The organism is Streptomyces sp. HUAS TT7, assembly GCF_051550175.1.
In the GTDB taxonomy this organism is placed as follows: Bacteria; Actinomycetota; Actinomycetes; order Streptomycetales; family Streptomycetaceae; genus Streptomyces.
In genome coordinates this window covers 5,934,157-5,950,538 of sequence record NZ_CP196175.1, presented here as the reverse complement: position 1 = coordinate 5,950,538, position 16,382 = coordinate 5,934,157, and the positions used below count along the sequence as shown (strand labels likewise).

At 72.4% G+C, this 16,382-nt stretch carries 15 protein-coding genes; 10 read left to right on the top strand and 5 right to left on the bottom strand.

Annotated elements, in window-relative coordinates; translation table 11 throughout:
- Positions 1 to 4 precede the first annotated feature (4 nt).
- The 3 genes from pip to ACSHXC_RS26750 all read right to left on the bottom strand — a co-directional run bounded on the left by pip (position 5) and on the right by ACSHXC_RS26750 (position 2,681).
- Positions 5 to 967, bottom strand: a complete 963-nt coding sequence (gene pip, locus ACSHXC_RS26760) for a prolyl aminopeptidase (protein ID WP_438294032.1) — start codon at positions 965 to 967, stop codon at positions 5 to 7.
- Positions 968 to 1,069: 102 nt separating this feature from the next.
- Positions 1,070 to 1,495, bottom strand: coding sequence for an organic hydroperoxide resistance protein (locus ACSHXC_RS26755; RefSeq protein ID WP_438294031.1), 426 nt, complete (start codon positions 1,493 to 1,495; stop codon positions 1,070 to 1,072).
- 157 nt (positions 1,496 to 1,652) lie between these two features.
- Complete coding sequence (locus ACSHXC_RS26750; protein WP_438294030.1) at positions 1,653 to 2,681, bottom strand: NADP-dependent oxidoreductase; 1,029 nt, start codon at positions 2,679 to 2,681, stop codon at positions 1,653 to 1,655.
- Positions 2,682 to 2,835: 154 nt separating this feature from the next.
- Here ACSHXC_RS26750 and ACSHXC_RS26745 point away from each other — a divergent pair, with 154 nt between their 5' ends.
- Positions 2,836 to 3,258 (top strand): MarR family winged helix-turn-helix transcriptional regulator, encoded by a 423-nt coding sequence (locus ACSHXC_RS26745; protein ID WP_438294029.1) that lies wholly within the window; start codon positions 2,836 to 2,838, stop codon positions 3,256 to 3,258.
- A gap of 108 nt (positions 3,259 to 3,366) precedes the next feature.
- Here the strand turns inward: ACSHXC_RS26745 and ACSHXC_RS26740 are convergent, their stop codons facing one another.
- Positions 3,367 to 4,041 (bottom strand): SCO2400 family protein, encoded by a 675-nt coding sequence (locus tag ACSHXC_RS26740; protein WP_438294028.1) that lies wholly within the window; start codon positions 4,039 to 4,041, stop codon positions 3,367 to 3,369.
- A 147-nt stretch (positions 4,042 to 4,188) separates the two neighbouring features.
- On the opposite strand from ACSHXC_RS26740, the gene ACSHXC_RS26735 reads away from it, so the two are divergent.
- From ACSHXC_RS26735 to ACSHXC_RS26705, 7 genes are all read left to right on the top strand, one after another.
- Entirely contained in the window at positions 4,189 to 4,755 is a 567-nt protein-coding gene (locus ACSHXC_RS26735) for a hypothetical protein (protein ID WP_438294027.1), read from the top strand.
- A 218-nt stretch (positions 4,756 to 4,973) separates the two neighbouring features.
- On the top strand, positions 4,974 to 6,011 hold the full coding sequence (locus ACSHXC_RS26730; protein ID WP_438294026.1) for a rod shape-determining protein: 1,038 nt from the start codon (positions 4,974 to 4,976) through the stop codon (positions 6,009 to 6,011).
- Between the two features lie 57 nt (positions 6,012 to 6,068).
- Positions 6,069 to 7,646: a GAF domain-containing sensor histidine kinase gene (locus ACSHXC_RS26725; protein ID WP_438294025.1), complete on the top strand. Its 1,578-nt coding sequence runs from the start codon at positions 6,069 to 6,071 to the stop codon at positions 7,644 to 7,646.
- A gap of 57 nt (positions 7,647 to 7,703) precedes the next feature.
- Positions 7,704 to 8,486 carry a LysE family transporter gene (locus ACSHXC_RS26720; RefSeq protein ID WP_438294024.1) on the top strand — a complete coding sequence of 261 codons (783 nt, stop codon included), beginning with the start codon at positions 7,704 to 7,706 and terminating at the stop codon, positions 8,484 to 8,486.
- 69 nt (positions 8,487 to 8,555) lie between these two features.
- Positions 8,556 to 9,968 carry an acyl-CoA synthetase gene (locus tag ACSHXC_RS26715; RefSeq protein ID WP_438294023.1) on the top strand — a complete coding sequence of 471 codons (1,413 nt, stop codon included), beginning with the start codon at positions 8,556 to 8,558 and terminating at the stop codon, positions 9,966 to 9,968.
- A gap of 1 nt (position 9,969) precedes the next feature.
- Positions 9,970 to 11,301 (top strand): carboxyl transferase domain-containing protein, encoded by a 1,332-nt coding sequence (locus tag ACSHXC_RS26710; RefSeq protein ID WP_438296846.1) that lies wholly within the window; start codon positions 9,970 to 9,972, stop codon positions 11,299 to 11,301.
- Between the two features lie 754 nt (positions 11,302 to 12,055).
- On the top strand, positions 12,056 to 13,630 hold the full coding sequence (locus ACSHXC_RS26705) for a right-handed parallel beta-helix repeat-containing protein (protein ID WP_438294022.1): 1,575 nt from the start codon (positions 12,056 to 12,058) through the stop codon (positions 13,628 to 13,630).
- Here the strand turns inward: ACSHXC_RS26705 and ACSHXC_RS26700 are convergent.
- A complete protein-coding gene (locus tag ACSHXC_RS26700; protein WP_438296844.1) occupies positions 13,603 to 14,841 on the bottom strand; it encodes an MFS transporter in 1,239 nt (412 codons plus the stop codon). The two genes, ACSHXC_RS26705 and ACSHXC_RS26700, sit on opposite strands and share 28 nt — an antisense overlap.
- A 479-nt stretch (positions 14,842 to 15,320) precedes the next feature.
- On the opposite strand from ACSHXC_RS26700, the gene ACSHXC_RS26695 reads away from it, so the two are divergent.
- Together ACSHXC_RS26695 and ACSHXC_RS26690 are read left to right on the top strand one after the other, a co-directional pair.
- On the top strand, positions 15,321 to 15,500 hold the full coding sequence (locus ACSHXC_RS26695; protein WP_438294021.1) for a hypothetical protein: 180 nt from the start codon (positions 15,321 to 15,323) through the stop codon (positions 15,498 to 15,500).
- Between the two features lie 415 nt (positions 15,501 to 15,915).
- Positions 15,916 to 16,344 carry a hypothetical protein gene (locus tag ACSHXC_RS26690; protein WP_438294020.1) on the top strand — a complete coding sequence of 143 codons (429 nt, stop codon included), beginning with the start codon at positions 15,916 to 15,918 and terminating at the stop codon, positions 16,342 to 16,344.
- The last annotated feature ends 38 nt before the right edge of the window (positions 16,345 to 16,382 follow it).

The following is a 16,382-nucleotide window of genomic DNA, read 5'->3' as shown; positions in this document are numbered from 1 at the left end:
TCGCTCAGTAGCGGGCGAACCTGTCGAGCGTCGCCTGGGCCGCCCCGCTCATGCCGGAGTGGCCCAGGCCGTGCCCGGCCTCGTCGATCACGAGCAGTTCGCAGCCCGGCCAGGCCGCGGCGAGTGCCCGCGCCGGGTCGGGCGGCGAGCTGAGGTCCAGCCCTCCGGTGATGAGAACACCGGGAATTCCGTACAACTTGCGTACGCCGTCGACGAGTTGATCCTCGTCCAGCCAGGCCGCATGCCGCCAGTAGTGCGTGACGAGGCGGGCGATGGTCATCCGGACGGCGGGGTCGGCGTATCGCGAATCACCGAAGTCGTCGACAAGTTGGGCACCCGCCGGCCGTACGTGGGTGTCCTCCCAGCGGCACCAGTTCCGGGCGGCCTCCTCGCGCACGGCCGGGTCGGGGTCGGCGAGCAGCCGGGCGTAGGCGTCGACCACCCGCTCGCCCTCGCGGGGCCGGGCGGCGTCGCGGAAGGCGGCCCACGCGTCGGGGAAGTGGACCCGGACGCCCTCGGTGATCCAGTCCACTTCGGTGCGGCTGGTCGTCACGACCGAGAAGAGGACGATCTCGCTGACCCGCTCCGGGTGCGTCTGCGCGTACGCCAGGCCGAGCGTGGAGCCCCAACTGCCGCCGAACACAAGCCACTTGGCGATGCCGAGGTGCTCGCGCAGCTGCTCCATGTCCGCGATCAGGTGGCGGGTGGTGTTGGCTTCGAGGCCGGTCGCCGCATCGCTGACGGGCGGCGTGGAGCGGCCGCAGCCGCGCTGGTCGAAGAGGACGACGCGGTAGCGGGCGGGGTCGAAGTAGCGGCGCCAGAAGGGCCCCGCGCCGGAGCCCGGCCCGCCGTGCACCACGACGGCGGGCTTTCCGTCCGGGTTTCCGCAGACTTCCCAGTGGACGAGGTTGCCGTCACCGGTGTCGAGCATGCCGTGGTCGTACGGGGCCGTCTCGGGAAAGGTCATGCGGGCCAGCATGGCAAAGGGCCCCGCCCGGCGGGAAGGCCGCCCGGGCCGGCACGGCGAAGGACCGCGCCTGTCGGGGCGCGGTCCTTCGCAGGGCGCTCGTTACGCGACGGCGAGGTTCACCGTGATGTTGCCGCGGGTCGCCTTGGAGTACGGGCAGACCTGGTGGGCCTTCTCGATGAGGTCCTCGGCGGTCGCGCGGTCCACGTTCGGGATGGTCGCGATGATCTCGACGTAGATGCCGAAGCCGTCGTCGTTCTTGCCGATGCCGACGTGCGCGGTGACGGTCGAGCCGGAGATGTCGGCCTTCTCGTTGCGGGCGACGACGCCGAGGGCGCCCTGGAAGCAGGCGCTGTAGCCGGCCGCGAAGAGCTGCTCGGGGTTGGTGCCCGCGCCGTTGCCGCCCATCTCCTTCGGCGGGTTCACCACGACGTCCAGTCGGCCGTCGTCGGTGGAGACGCGGCCGTCGCGGCCGTTCTCGGCGGTGGCGACGGCGGTGTAGAGGACCTCGGACTTCTGTATGGACATGCTGGGGTGCTCCTCCTGGGTTCGCGGCCGCTCGCGCCTCACGGCCGCCGGGATGTGGAAAAACCTTATCGGATCGCGGAAACCGTGAGACGGAGTGTGCGGCGGGTCACCCCGGGCCGCGCACCCCGGCCTGCCGAGGAGCTGCCCGCCCGAGCCCTTACTTGCCGAAGGAGACGACCATCTTTCCGGTGTTCTCGCCGCGCAGCATGCCGAGGAAGGCGTCGACGCCGTTCTCGATGCCCTCGACGAAGGTCTCGTTGTACTTGAGCTCGCCCGAGGCCAGCCAGCCCCCGACCTCGCCGACGAACTGCTTCTGCATGCCGTAGTGGTCGCCGACCAGGACGCCCTTGAGCTGCAGCCGCTTACCGATGATCATGACCATGTTGCGCGGGCCGGGGGTGGGCTCGGTGTCGTTGTAGCCCGCGATGGCACCGCAGAGGGCGGCGCGGCCGTGCACGTTGAGCACGGAGATGGCCGCTTCGAGGTGCTCGCCGCCGACGTTGTCGAAGTAGACGTCGATGCCGTCCGGGGCGGCCGCGCGCAGCTGCTCCAGGACCGGGCCCTTCTTGTAGTTGAAGGCGGCGTCGAAGCCGAGCTCCTCCACGAGCCACTTGACCTTCTCGTCGGAGCCGGCCGAGCCGATGACGCGCGAGGCGCCCTTGAGCCGGGCGATCTGGCCGACCTGGCTGCCCACGGCACCGGCGGCGCCGGAGACGAACACGGTGTCGCCCTCCTTGAAGGAGGCGACGTCCAGGAGACCGGCGTACGCGGTGAGGCCCGGCATGCCGAGGACGCCGAGGTAGGCGGAGAGCGGGGCGAGCTCGGCGTCGACCTTGGTGGCGTGCCCGGCGTCGAGGTCGGCGTACTCGCGCCAGCCGAGCCCGTGCAGGACGTGGTCGCCGACGGCGAACTTCTCGTCGTTCGAGGCGATGACCTCGCCGACCGCGCCACCCTCCATCGGCCGCTCCAGCTGGAACGGCGGGACGTACGACTTCACGTCGTTCATGCGGCCGCGCATGTACGGGTCGACCGACATGAACAGGTTCCGGACCAGAATCCGGCCCGGCGCGGGCTCGGTGACGGGGGTCTCGCGCAGCGCGAAGTCGGAGGGCACGGGCCAGCCGTTCGGGCGGGCGACGAGGTGCCATTCACGGCTGGTGGCGGGGAGTGCGGGCGAGGTGGCCATGGGGTGCGTCCTCCTGCGAATCACATGCTGATCAATACATCGAGTACCCGGGCAGGGGCGCCGCACAGTGGGCGGCACCCCGAATACTTCAGGTACTGAAAGAACAATGCGCCGAGATATTTGAGATTGTCAAGTAACTCGCTAGGCTGGGGGCATGTCCCCCCGAATGGATCCCCTGAGCCTCGAAGTCGTCGAGCTGATCGGCACGATCGTCGGCCGCTACTACGAGGAGTACGAGCGGGCCGCCGCCGAGCACTCCCTCACCGGCGCCCAGGCCCGGGTCCTCGGACTGCTCGCCCTCGAACCGATGCCGATGCGGCAGATCGCCCAGAAGCTGAAGTGCGAGCCGTCGAACATCACGGGCATCGTCGACCGCCTCGAAGCGCGCGGCCTGGTGGAACGCCGCCCCGACCCGGCCGACCGCCGCGTCAAACTGGCCGCCCCGACCCCCGACGGCCTCACCACCGCGACCGACCTGCGCGACTCCCTGAACTTCGCGAGAGAGCCACTGGCAGAGCTTTCACCGGAGGAGCGGACGGTGCTGCGGGATCTGCTGCGGCGCATGCTGGGGGCTTGACCTCCCGACCCTGGTGGCCCTGGAGGGGCGCGGGGCCGTGACATCGTGCGGCTCAGCCCCCACCGGACCGCAGCCGGAATGCGCGCACAGGTACGCCCTGCGCAACGGTCAGATGCACCAGAACAGGAAGGGCTTGCAGGGCTTGGGCGGCGCAGGATCCGGGGACTTCGAAGGAGGCGCGGAGGGCGCAGGGGCCCCGGGCCCACCCGGCGAAGAGGGAGCAGAGGGCACGGCTCCCGAGGCCCCGGGGTCGGGCGTGGCCGAGGCACGGGGAGGGGCGCTCCTGTGCGGCCCGGACTCCACGGGACCCGGCGCCCCGGGGCCGGCCTCCCCCGGGCCCGGCTTCCCGGACGCCGCACCGGAACCCCGCCCCCGAGAGGAAACCGGCCTGGCCGTAGGCCGGGAAGGCACCCCCGCCGCCGAGCCGGACGGCAGCGGCTGGGGATCGGAGATCGTCTGGTCCTCCCGCACGGCGGAAGCCCGGTCGTCCCCCGGCGGCGGCTCCATCGCCATCTGTACGAACCCCACCGCCCCGGCCGCGAGCACGAGCCCGGCCGAGCCGAAGAGGATCACCTTGCCCCGCTTGCGCCGGGCCCGCCGCCCCTTGCGGGCACGGCGATGGCCGGAGGGTACGAACACCTCCGCGCGCCGTGACGGCGGCCGCCCGGCGTACACCAGGAGCTCGTCCTCGGGCGCGGGTGCCAGCGCCTCCGCGGGGGTTCCGCATCCGGCACAGGCCAGTGCGCCGTTGAGGTGCCGTCGGCAGGAGTGGCAGTAATCCATGGCCCAGGGAGGCTATGCGGCGGCCGGGCAACAAAAGGGGCCGGAGATGTGTGGATCTTGTGCGGAAGGGCCGCCTCCGGGGCGTGTCCGCGTGACGAATCACCATGGACCGGGGCGTTGTCAGTGGGGCCGGGCAGGATGGACGTCATGACGGAAACCGTGACGCGGCCGTTCGGACCGCTGGACTTCCAACTCGTGCTGCTGCGGCGGATGGCCGACCACCAGCCGGAGCTCGTCGAGGACGCCCGCCATGAGCTGGGCGCCTCGATCGCGGACATGCGCGAGGCCAACAAACGCTGGCAGGCGATGGTCCGCTCGGCCCGTTCCCGGGGCGCCCTGTCCCGCTACCGCTCGGTGCTTGGCTCACCCGAGTCGGTCGTGCCGCGCAGGATCGGGGATCTGGACTGCGAGGCGCAGCTGTGGCCGGTGCCGCTCTGGCCGGGGCTGCGGTTCGAGGTGCTGGCCGGGCCTGGTGGTGCGGTGTGGAACGAATGGCTGGTCAGAGCCCCCGGCATACCGGGTCCCGAGCTGCGCGGGGAGGACGATCTGCGCCCCTGGTCGTGCACGGTGGACGAGGTGGCGCGGGCCTTCGCCCCGGCCCGCCCGATGGAGGGCTCGGCGCCGACGCGCCGGCAGCTGGCCATCACGCTGCCCGGCGGCGGGACACGCGTCGCGGAGTTCACCTGGGGGCTGCTGCAGCGGCTCCTGCCGTGAGGTTCACAGGCCGCCGCGCGAGCGATCCGCCCGGCTGACGGGCCGGCAGCACCCCGGCCGGCCACCGGCCGGGCCCGAAGAGACGGAGGCCGGCCTGCCCGGCGGGGGTTTCTGGCTGGGCGTCAGTTCCCGGCTCCCCGACCGGCGCATCCCAGCGCGCGCCGATCAACGAGCGGTCGCAAAATGCGAACTAAGTACCGCTCTCGGGAGGATCTGCCGTGACCGTCAGTCTTGAGCAGTTGCGCCGTTGCCATGTAGCCGTCGACCTCGGGGCCGCCAGAACCCGTGTCTTCATCAAGGGAGCCGGGCTCGTCGTGGACGAGCCGAGCGTGGCCGCCGTCAACACCCGTACCGGCGCGCTCATCGCCGTCGGCACCTTCGCCGAACAGATGACGGGCCGCACCCCGGACTACATCCGGGTGGCCCGCCCCGTGACCGGTGGCACCGTCATCGACGTCGAGATGGCTCAGCGCATGCTGCGCCATCTCCTCGGCGAGAAGCTGCGCCGCCAGTTGCGCCGCAAGCCGGGGCTGCGCGCCGCCGCCTGCACCCCGCACGACAGCGACCCGCTCGCCCAGCGCGCCGCGCGCGAGACCCTGATGGGGATCGGCGCCCGCCGGGTCGAGCTCGTCGACACCCTGATCGCGGCCGCCGTCGGCTGCGGGCTCCCGGTGGAACAGCCCACCGCCACCATGATCATCGTGTGCGGGGCCGCCACGACCCAGATCGCCGTGCTCTCGCTCGGCGCCATCGTGACGGCCGTCCGCCTCCCGGTCGGCGGCGAGGCCATCGACCACGCCGTCATCCAGCACCTGCGCCTCCAGCACGCCCTGATGCTGCCGAGCCAGTCCGTACGCCCGCTGCAACTGGCCCTGCACGGCAACGGCCTCAGCCCGCTGGGCCCGGAGTCCACCGAGATCCACGGCCGCGACGTCGCCACCGGCCTCGCCCGCTCGGTCCTGGTCGACACGGCCGCCGTACGCAACGCCATCCACACCCCGCTGACCGCCGTGCTCGACGGCATCGGCAAGGTGCTGCGGGACTGCCCGCCCGACCTGGTCGCCGACCTCGCCGAGCGGGGCATCATGATGGTCGGCGGCAGCGCGCTGCTGCCCGGCCTCGACGAGATGCTGCGCGCCTCCACGGGCATGCCGGTGCACATCGCGGAACGGCCCGACGTGTGCGCGATCCTCGGCGTCGGCGCCATGCTGGAGGGGCAGATCCACCCCATGGTCCTCGACCCGCTGGCCGAGTGAGCGGCGCGACAGTCACCCCTGCCGGGCCGGGCGGCCGCGGTGAGAGATCCTCGAAGGATGAGTGAAGCGGAGAGCCCGGACAGCACGGCGCCCCGGCTGCCGATGCTCCTGGAGGCGGTGCTCGGCGTCGGAACGGACCTCGAACTGCGCACCACGCTCCAGCACATCGTGGACACGGCGGCCGAGCTGACCGACGCCCGGTACGGGGCGCTCGGGGTCGTCGACCCCGAGCGCGGCCTGCTCACCGAGCTGTACACCACCGGCCTCACCGACGCCGAGCGCGAACGCATCGGCGCGCTGCCCGACGGCCGCACCGGGCTGCTCGGCGCCCTCATCCAGGACTCGCGGCCACTGCGCCTGGACGACCGGCACACCGACCCCCGCTCGGCCGGTCTGCCGCCGGGCCACCCGCCGATGACCTCGTTCCTCGGCGTACCCCTGCGGGTGCACAACCAGGTCTTCGGCAACCTCTACCTCACCGAGAAGCGCGGCGGCCCCTTCACCGAGGAGGACCTGGCGCTCCTTCGGGTCCTCGCCGCACAGGCGGGCATCGCCATCGGCAACACACGGCTGTACGAGACCGTACGGCTGCGGGAGCGCTGGATCGAGGGTGCCGCCGCCGTCACCACCTCCCTGCTCACCGGCGAGAGTGCGGCCAACGCGCTGATGACGGTGGCCGAACGGGCCCGGCTGCTCGCCGACGCGGCGGCCGGAGTGGTGCTCCAGCCCACCGCGGCCGGCGGCATGGAGATCGTCGCGGCCTCCGCGCCGGACGACCCCGACGACATCGTCGGCACGACCATCGAGCCCGGCTCGCCGGTCCTGGTCCAACTCCTGGGCGGGGAGCCGGTGTTCGTCGAAGACTCGGCGACCGACCCGCGGATGACCACGCACGTACGCACCCGGTTCGGGCCGAGCATGATGCTGCCGCTGCAGAGCGGCGGCAAGCTGATCGGCACGCTCGCGCTGCCCCGGCGGCGCGGCGACCGCCCGTACACGGCGGTCGACCGGCTGCTCGCCGCCCAGTTCGCCTCGCAGGCGGCCCTCGCGCTCGTCCTGGCCGACGCCCAGCACAACCGCGAACAGCTCGCGGTGTACGAGGACCGCGACCGCATCGCCCGCGACCTCCACGACCTCGTCGTACAGCGGCTGTTCGCGACCGAGATGATGCTGGAGTCGACCCGGCGCCGGGCCGAGAAGGCCGCGGCCGACGACACCGACGAGATGCTGACCCGGGCCGTCGACGAGCTCGACTCCACCATCCAGGAGGTCCGCACCGCGATCTTCGCCCTCCAGCAGCCGCCCGCCGACGCTCCGACGACCCTGCGCGGCCGGGTCCTGCGCGAGACGGCCGGCGCGGGCGCGCTGCTCGGCTTCCGGCCCTCGGTGCGCTTCGAGGGCGCGGTGGACACGCTGGTCGCCGAGCCCGTGGACACCCAGCTCGTCGCGGCCCTGCGCGGCGCGCTGGCGGCGGCCCACCGCCGGGCGGGGGTGTCCTCGGTACGCGTCGTCGTCGACGCGGGCGCCGAACTCCCCGACGGGCGGCCCGGGGTGCGCCTGACCGTCGTCGACAACGGCATGCGCGACGACGGCATCCGCGGCACGACCCTGACCTGGCAGGCCCCGCTGCACTAGCGAGTGCCCGGGAGAATCAGCTGCGTACGGCACGGACGGCACCCCACAGTGGCTGCCATGAACGGTCTCTGGACGACAGCGATGGCGGGCGCGGCGGCGGGCCTCGGGGTGGCCGTGCCGGTGGGCGCGGTCGGCGTGCTGCTGATCCAGGAGGGGATGCGCGAGCGACGGGGCGCGATGGCCGCGGCAGCGGCCGTGGCCACGGCCGACCTCGCCTACGCGGCCCTGGCCACCGCGCTCGGCCCCCTGGTCGCCCAGGCACTGTCCGGCGTGGAGGCGTGGGTGCGACTGGTGTCGGCCCTGGTCCTTGCCGGGATCGCGGCGCGGGGGCTGTGGGGGGCTCGGCCGCGAGGGGCGGGGCGTGAGACGCCCGAGGTCGGTGAGCCGGGTGAGGCACTCGACGTGACGCCTCACCCGGCGAAGAAGGAAGGCCCCGCCCGCACCTTCGCCCGTTTCGCCGCGCTCACCCTCATCAACCCCACCACCGCCCTCTACTTCGCCGCCCTGACCACCGCCCGCGGCGCCTCCCTCAGCGGCGGCGCGGCGGGGGCGGTGTTCGTGACGGGCGTCTTCCTGGCCTCCTTCCTCTGGCAGCAGTTCCTGGTGGCGGCGAGCGGGCTCGCCGGCGCCCGGATCTCCCCGGCCGCCCGCGCCTGGACGTTCCGCGCCGGGTACGGCCTTGTCGCTCCCCCAAGTTCTCGGCTTCGCTCGAACAGGGGGGACCCCCATCGCGGTGAAGGTCGCGATCCCGCTGCCGTAAGGGATGCGGGACTCACTCCAGCGGAACGCGGGGACACGTACGGCAGGATGCGGATCATGCGTCCGGACGGCGCCACGTAGGGTCGACGACCTGGGACCCGGCACGGTTCGGGCCCCGCCCGCGCCGTCGAGATCCGAGGAGTCCCGTACGTGTCCCCTCTCTTCCCCTCCCTGTACGCCGCCGAGCCCCGGGAGGCGATCCGCTTCGGCGGGCTGTCGCTGACCCACGCCGAACTGGCGGGCGCGGCAGGCTCCCTGGCCCGCGGGATCGCGGGCGCCGGGCGGGTCGCGGTCTGGGCCACGCCGACCCCGCAGACGGTGGTCGGCGTGGTGGCGGCGCTCGTCGCGGGCGTCCCCGTGGTGCCGCTGAACCCGAAGACGGGCGAACGCGAGCTGACCCACATCGTCGGCGACAGCGAGCCGACGCTGGTGCTGGCCTCACCGGAGGACCAACTCCCGCCCGCGTTGGCCGAGTTGGAGCGCATCGACGTACCGCTCACCGGAGCAGCGACGGAGCTGCCGCCCGAACCCGGCGCCGAATCACCCGCACTGATCGTGTACACCTCCGGGACGACCGGCCCGCCGAAGGGCGCGGTGCTGCCCAGGCGCGCGCTCGCGGCGACGCTGGACGCGCTGCAGGGCGCCTGGGACTGGACGGCCGACGACGTGCTGGTGCACGGGCTGCCGCTGTTCCACGTCCACGGACTGATCCTCGGCATCCTCGGCCCGCTGCGCCGCGGCGGCTCGGTGCGCCACCTTGGCCGGTTCTCGGTGGAAGGCGTGACGCGGGAGCTGTCGGCGGGCGCGACGATGCTGTTCGGGGTGCCGACGATGTACCACCGGATCGCCGAAGTGGTGGACCGGGACCTGGAGTTGGCGAAGGCGCTGGCGGGCGCGCGCCTGCTGGTGTCCGGCTCGGCGGCGCTCCCCGCGCCCGACCACCGCCGGATCGCCGAGGCGACGGGCCGTGCGGTGATCGAGCGGTACGGCATGACCGAGACCCTCATGCTGTGCGCCGCGAGGGCGGACGGCGGGGCCCGCCCCGGCACGGTCGGCGTACCGCTGCCCGGCGTCGAGCTGCGTCTCGCCGACGAGGCCGACGGCATCGGCGAGATCCAGGTCCGCGGCCCGAACCTGTTCAGCGGCTACCTGAACCGGCCGGACGCGACGGCCGCCGCCTTCACCGAGGACGGCTGGTTCCGCACCGGCGACATGGCGAGCCTGGACGCGGACGGCCAGGTCCGGATCGTCGGCCGCAAGGCCACCGACCTCATCAAGAGCGGCGGCTACAAGATCGGCGCGGGCGAGATCGAGAACGCGCTGCTCGACCACCCGGGCGTCCGCGAAGCCGCGGTGACGGGCGAGCCGGACGCGGACCTGGGCGAGCGCATCGTGGCCTGGGTGGTGCCGACAGACCCCCAATCCCCGCCGGACGAGACCGAGTTGACGGACCACGTGGCAACGCAACTGTCCCCCCACAAACGCCCACGCGTGGTGCACTACCTCCCCGAACTCCCCCGCAACGACATGGGGAAGATCATGAAGCGGGCCCTGCATGTCTGACGTGTCCGAGCGGATGTCGGCGAGAGAAGCGATCTCGACGGTGGCGACGGCCTTCGAGGAACTGGAGGTCGTCGACGGGGACTTCCCGGAGAACGGCCCCCTCGCATGGTCGGGTTACGGAACTTCGCGGGCGCGCGCGACGGAACGTACGGGCGAGCAGGAATCGGTGATCTGCGGCGTGGCGGCCGTCGAAGGACGGCCGTGCGTGCTGCTCTCCTTCGAATTCGGCTTCCTGGGCGGGTCGCTGGGACAGCGGACGGGTGACCGTCTGGAGGCGGCGTACGAGATGGCGCGCGAGCGACGCCTTCCGCTGGTGTCGCTGATCGCCACGGGTGGCAGCCGTATGCAGGAGGGCATGCTGGCGCTGACCCAACTCCAGCGTGTGGCACGGCAGTCGACGCTGCTCAGAGAGGCCGGACTCCCGCAGATCGCGGTGCTGCGCGACCCGACGACGGGCGGCGGCTGGGCCACGCTGGGCGCGGGCGCCGATGTGATCCTGGCCCTGCCGGGCGCCCAGATCGGCTTCGCGGGCTCCCGGGTACGCCCACCGGACGCGGACCCGGCGGCGTACGGAGCGGAGGGCCAGCTGGCGGCGGGCCAGATCGACGCGATCGTACGGAAGCAGGACCTGCGGGCCGTCCTGGCGGGCTGGCTGACGCTGCTGGCCGGAAACCACCACTCCGGCCCGGCGCCGGTACCGGCCCCGTTCGGGGAGTCGGGCCTTCCGGCGGACGGCTGGGAGTCGGTGACCCGGGCCCGCGCGGCGGGGCGGCCACGGGCCGAGTCCTACCTGGACGCGTACTTCCCCCACCGGCAGGCCGTGTCGGGCGACAGGTGTGGCGGCGTGGACCCGGGAATGCTGTGCGGCTTCGGGCTGCACGAGGGGGTCTCGTACGCGTACGCGGCCCAGACCGGCACGGCGACCACCCCGGCGGGCTATCGCACGGCGGCCCGCCTGATCCGCCTGGCCGACCGCCTGGGCATCCCGGTCCTGACCCTGGTGGACACCCCGGGCGCGGCGAACGACGCGGCGGCGGAACGGGCGGGCCAGGGCGCCGCGATCGCCGACGCCTTCGCGGCGCTGGCCTCGGCGAGGGTGCCGGTGACCACCCTGGTCATCGGCGAGGGCGGCTCGGGAGGAGCCCTGGCCCTGACGTCCCCGGACCGCACGTGGGTCACGGCGGACAGCTACTTCTCGGTGATCGCCCCGGAGCTCGCGGCGGCGATCCTGAAGCGACCGGAATCGGAGGTACGGAACACGGCCTCCCAACTCCGCTTGCGTCCGCAGGATTTGGTGGAGCTGGGGGTGGCGAGAGGGGTACTGGGAGCGTAGCCCGTCCCGTTGCAACACTCTGCGGCCCCGCCGCGTGGCCTCCGGGGGGCGTGGCTGGGGCCGGTGCCAGGGGTCCGGGGCTCCACCCCGGCTCCCCCGCTCCTCAAACGCCGGAGGGGCTGGTTGAGGGAGCCGACGGCCCGTGAACAGCCGATCGCGCAGTTCCCCGCGCCCCTGATCCCGTTTGCGACCTCGGGCTGTGCGTGGCTGGTCGCGCAGTTCCCCGCGCCCCTTGGGCATGCGCCTCCGGCAGACGCGACGCACCGCGGGATGCGAAGTGAGGGTCATCCGCGGCCCGGTGGGGCTGGTCTCACAGTTCCCCCCGCCCCCCAGCCCTGCCATGTGTGATGCCCGTGCAGACAACCCACCCCGTCCTCCAACCTGTGTGCGAGCCGTTCAGGCATACCCAGCCCGTCATGGGGGTCCCCCTGGCCCTTAAGGCCTTGGGGGAAATTGAGGACGAGCACCCTTCAGGCGCGAACGGGGTCTGGGGCGGAGCCCCAGGAGCCGACCGCCGGGCCGCGCTCGAACGACATCCCCCGGAGGCCACGCGGCGGAGCCGCAGAGTGTCACAGCGGGAAGGGGTGGGGTGGGGCCATCGGGGTCTGGGGCGGAGCCCCAGGACGGCCCGGGCCTGCCAGCGCCGGGGCACAGGTGGGAGGGTGGGCCGGCACCCCCGGACAAACCGACCGACCCCTTGGACTTTCGCGAACGCCCGGTTGGGAAGCCGCCCCCCGAGGGGATCCTCACCCGCATGACGCGACGACACACACCCCCACTCCTGGCCCTGGGGACACTCACCGCCCTCACCCTTCTGACCACCCCCGCCCCCGCCCAAGCCGCCCCCAAAACCCCCACCACGTACTACGTGGACTGCCGCGCAGGCAACGACAACAACCCCGGCACCACCCCCACCCAACCCCTCCGCACCCTCGCAAAGGCAAGCACCAGAACGTACCGCCCGGGCGACCGCATCCTCTTCAAACGCGGCACCACCTGCCCAGGCACCTTCGCCCCGAGGGGCTCGGGCACCCCCGGCCGCCCCATATCGGCCGGAGCGTACGGCAGCGGCAGCGGCACCGGCCCCGGCGGCAGGCCGCACCTGGAAGGCAACGGCGCCCGAGCCGCCGTACTCCTCGACAACGTCCAGCAGTGGGAACTGCACGACCTGGACGTGTCCAACACCGGCCCCGCCACCACCACCGCCCGCCGCGCGGGCATCCTCGTCCGGCTCACCGACTTCGGCACCGGCCACCACTACGCCGTACGCGACGTGGACGTGCACGACGTCAACGGGGCCGACTTCAAGGACCCGGACCCGTCCGGCGGGATCCTGTTCGCGGTGCGGGGCGCAGCCACCCCCACCGGATTCGACGACGTCACCGTCACCGGCTCGACCGTGAGCCACGTCGACCGCACCGGCATCGGGACCTCGTCGACCTGGGGCCGCCGCCCCCAGTACCCCGACGGCCCCGGCACCGCCTTCGTACCGATCACCGCACTCCGCATCGAGAACAACCGCGTCACCGACGCCGGCGGCGACGGCATCGTCATCCAGAACGCGGACGGCGCGCTCGCCGAGCACAACACCGTCGACGGGTTCAACATGCGCTCCGGCGGCTACAACGCCGGTCTGTGGGCGTGGAATTCGGACCACGTCCGCTACCAGTACAACGAGGTCGCGCACGGCCACGGCACCCGGGACTCGATGGCGTTCGACATCGACGGCGGCAACAACGGCAACGTCTACCAGTACAACTACAGCCACGACAACGAGGGCGGCTTCCTGCTCGTCTGCAACGGCGGCGGCATGACCTCCGCCGACAACGTCGTACGCCACAACATCAGCGTCGACGACCGCAACCGCAGCGCGCCCTACGGCATCGTGTCGGTGGTGTGCGGCGCCTCCACGCGCACCCAGGTGTACGACAACACCATCGTGACGAACCAGCCGGGCACGGCCATGGTCAGCGACAACGGGCCCGGGAACGTCACCTTCCGCAACAACGTCTTCGTGTCGGGCGCCGCCGGCGGCGCCCCGTTCTCGGACCCCCGCAACACCTACGACCACAACCTGTACCGGGGCGTGGGCACCGTGCCCGCCCGCGACCACTCCCCCGTGACCGCCGACCCCGCCTTCACCGCCCCGGCTCCGGCAGGCCCGTACGACGTGCAACTGCGCCCGGAATCACCGGCGTTGAGGGCAGGCACCCCCATCGCCGACGGGGTCGTGCGGGACTGGTTCGGCAATCCCGTCGCCTCCCCGCCGAACATCGGCGCCTACCAGGGCGCGGGCGTGGCCTACGGGACGGGGTTGCGGGCGTCGTAGCGCGCGAAGCCCCGGCGGCTGAGGCCGAGCACCGTCACCGCGAGGACGCAGGCGATGCCGCCGCCCACCACCATCACGGCGGGCGAGGTGAGGTCGGCGACCGTACCGGCGAGGAAGTCGCCGAGCCGGGGTCCGCCCGCGACCACCACGATGAACACACCCTGGAGCCGGCCGCGCATGTCGTCCGGGGCCGCGACCTGCATCATCGTGTTGCGGAACACCATGGACACGGTGTCCGAGAACCCGGCGACCGCGAGCATGAACAGGCCGAGCCACAGCTGCCGGGTCAGCCCGAACACCGCGATGGCAGCGCCCCACCCGCCGACCGAGATCAGCACGGCGAGCCCGTGCCGGTGGATGCGTCCCTGCCAGCCGGAGAACACCCCGCCGAGCAGCGCGCCGACGGCGGGCGCCGCGACGAGCAGGCCGGTGGTGCGGGCGTCGCCGCCGTACCAGAGCACGGCGACGGCCGGGAACAGGGCGCGGGGGTGGGCCAGGATCATCGCGCAGAAGTCGCTGAAGAAGGTCATCCGCAGATTGGGCCGGGTGGCCAGGAACCGCAGCCCGTCCAGGACCGAGGCCCGCTTGGCGCCGGTCCGCTCGGGCAGCATCGCAGGCAGCCGCCACATCGCGTACAGGGAGGCGGCGAAGGTGATCGCGTCGATGAGGTACGCCGTCCTGTACCCGGCGAAGCCGACGACGAGCCCGCCCAGCATCGGCCCGACGAGCGTGCCGGTCGTCATGATCATGGAGTTGAGCGCATTGGCGGCGGGCAGCTGCTCGGGCGGAAGCAGCCTGGGGATCATGGCCGACCGGGCGGGGGCGTTGAGTGCCTGGCAGATCGACTGGAGCGCGATGATCGCGTACAGGAACCACACGTCGGCGACCCCGGCGAAGGTCCCGGCCGCGAGCGCCGCGGAGAGCGCGGCCGATCCGAGCGCGCTGTACAGCCCGAGCTTGCGCCGGTCGACGGTGTCGGCGATGGCGCCGCCGTACAGTCCGAACGCGACCAGCGGTACGAGGGTGAAGATGCCGACCAGGCCGACGTAGAAGCTGGAGCCGGTGAGGTCGTAGACCTGGAGGGAGATCGCGAGCGCGGTCATGCCACTGCCGACCCAGGACACCATGTTGCCGAACCAGAGCCTGCGGTAGTCCGGCGATATCCGGAACGGCGTGAGGTCGGCGAATATCCGGCGCCGCGCCTCGGGTATCTCCCCGCCGCCGGATCCGGATCCGGCGGCGGCGCCGGTCGGTGCTCGGGTCGCTGGGGTCTGGGCGGGCTGCTCGGCTTGTTCGGTCACGCGGGATGCTAACCCCGGCCGCGAGCGCCCAGGTAGGGGTGACCTCACAGCGGGCCCGCCCCCACGGTGGCCATCGCTCACCGCCTGCGGCCGCCGCTCCCCCGCCTCCCGTCACGGCCTTCACCGAACGTCGTACCCCGAGCGGGTCAACGCACCGGAGTCCGGTATCCGGGATGGCGGAAAGGCGGTGGTTGTACCCCCGGTCGCACATCGCCTCAGGTCGGGGGCGCGGCGGCCCGATCCGGTTGTTGGGACCATCCTTATGCCACGCCTACAAGCGCGCGCCGAAGCCCCTGGGCGCCGCTACGCTTCCCCCGATCAGTCAGCGTCGTCGCCGCCCCCGCCTTCATCAGGCGGGGGCGGCGACGCATCTCGCCGGAAGGCCAACCATGAACACCCTGATCTCCGCCGCCGCCCGCCGCACCACCACCCCTCAGACCACCTGCCGCGTGCCGCTCACCGCGCGGGCCGCAGCCCAGCACGCGGGCCACGTCCCGACCGCGCTCGACCGCATCACCACGACCGCCGGCAGCGTGCCGAGCGCGTCGGCCTTCCAGTCCGCCCTGTGAAAGATTCGTAACCCACGGCCCCAGACCAGAGGCCCCCGGCAGCCGCACGCCCCGTGCGAGCCACCGGGGGCCTTCGCTGTGCCACCCACACGAATCCCCCACATGCCCCGCCCTCACTGTCGGGCTCCGGCTGCTATTCCCCCGCACTCCATAGGATCAAGAACCTGACAGTCATGAGGCGGCCTCGGCCGGCCGCCGCCAGCGGGCGCGGAGGGGTGGAGAGCCATGGCCGACCCGGGTGTACCCGCGATCCGGGCCCCGAGGCCGAAGAGGCGCTGCGTCCCGTTCCTCAGGAAGCCCTCAAACCACACCCACCCCGGCGGACCAGAACCGAGGATGGCCATCCGGATGTCCCCGAACACAGCAAGTACAGAACCACAGGACCGCAAGACCACAGAACTCAGGAGTCAGTCGCATGTCCGTGGATACGACGAGTGAGCACGGCGGCCCGTCCCGCATGAGCCTGGACCACCAGCCCTCGCCGCCCCCACCCTTCACCGGAATGGGCCAGTCGAATCTCGTCTCGACCCCCGAGGCGAAGAAGTCCGCCGCCGACATGATCGAGACCCACCTCGAACCAGACACGAAGAAGTCCGGCTCCCACACGGACGAGTCAACAGCCAACGCCATAAAGGCATTTGGGCCGCACGACGGTCATGGCTGGGTGTCGTCCGGCGCTCTGAAGAAGGCCCACCACACCTGGGGCGAGCAGGTGCAGGCCCTGATGAACCGTCTGGGCCACGAGAAGTCCGCATTGCGCGGCGCCAACACCCTTTTTCAGAACACCGACTTCGTGACCGCTCAGGGCATCGCTCGCCCCGGTTCCGCTCTGGACCACTACTGATCACCCCACCTCATCTTGCGGATATTCAGGACGATTTC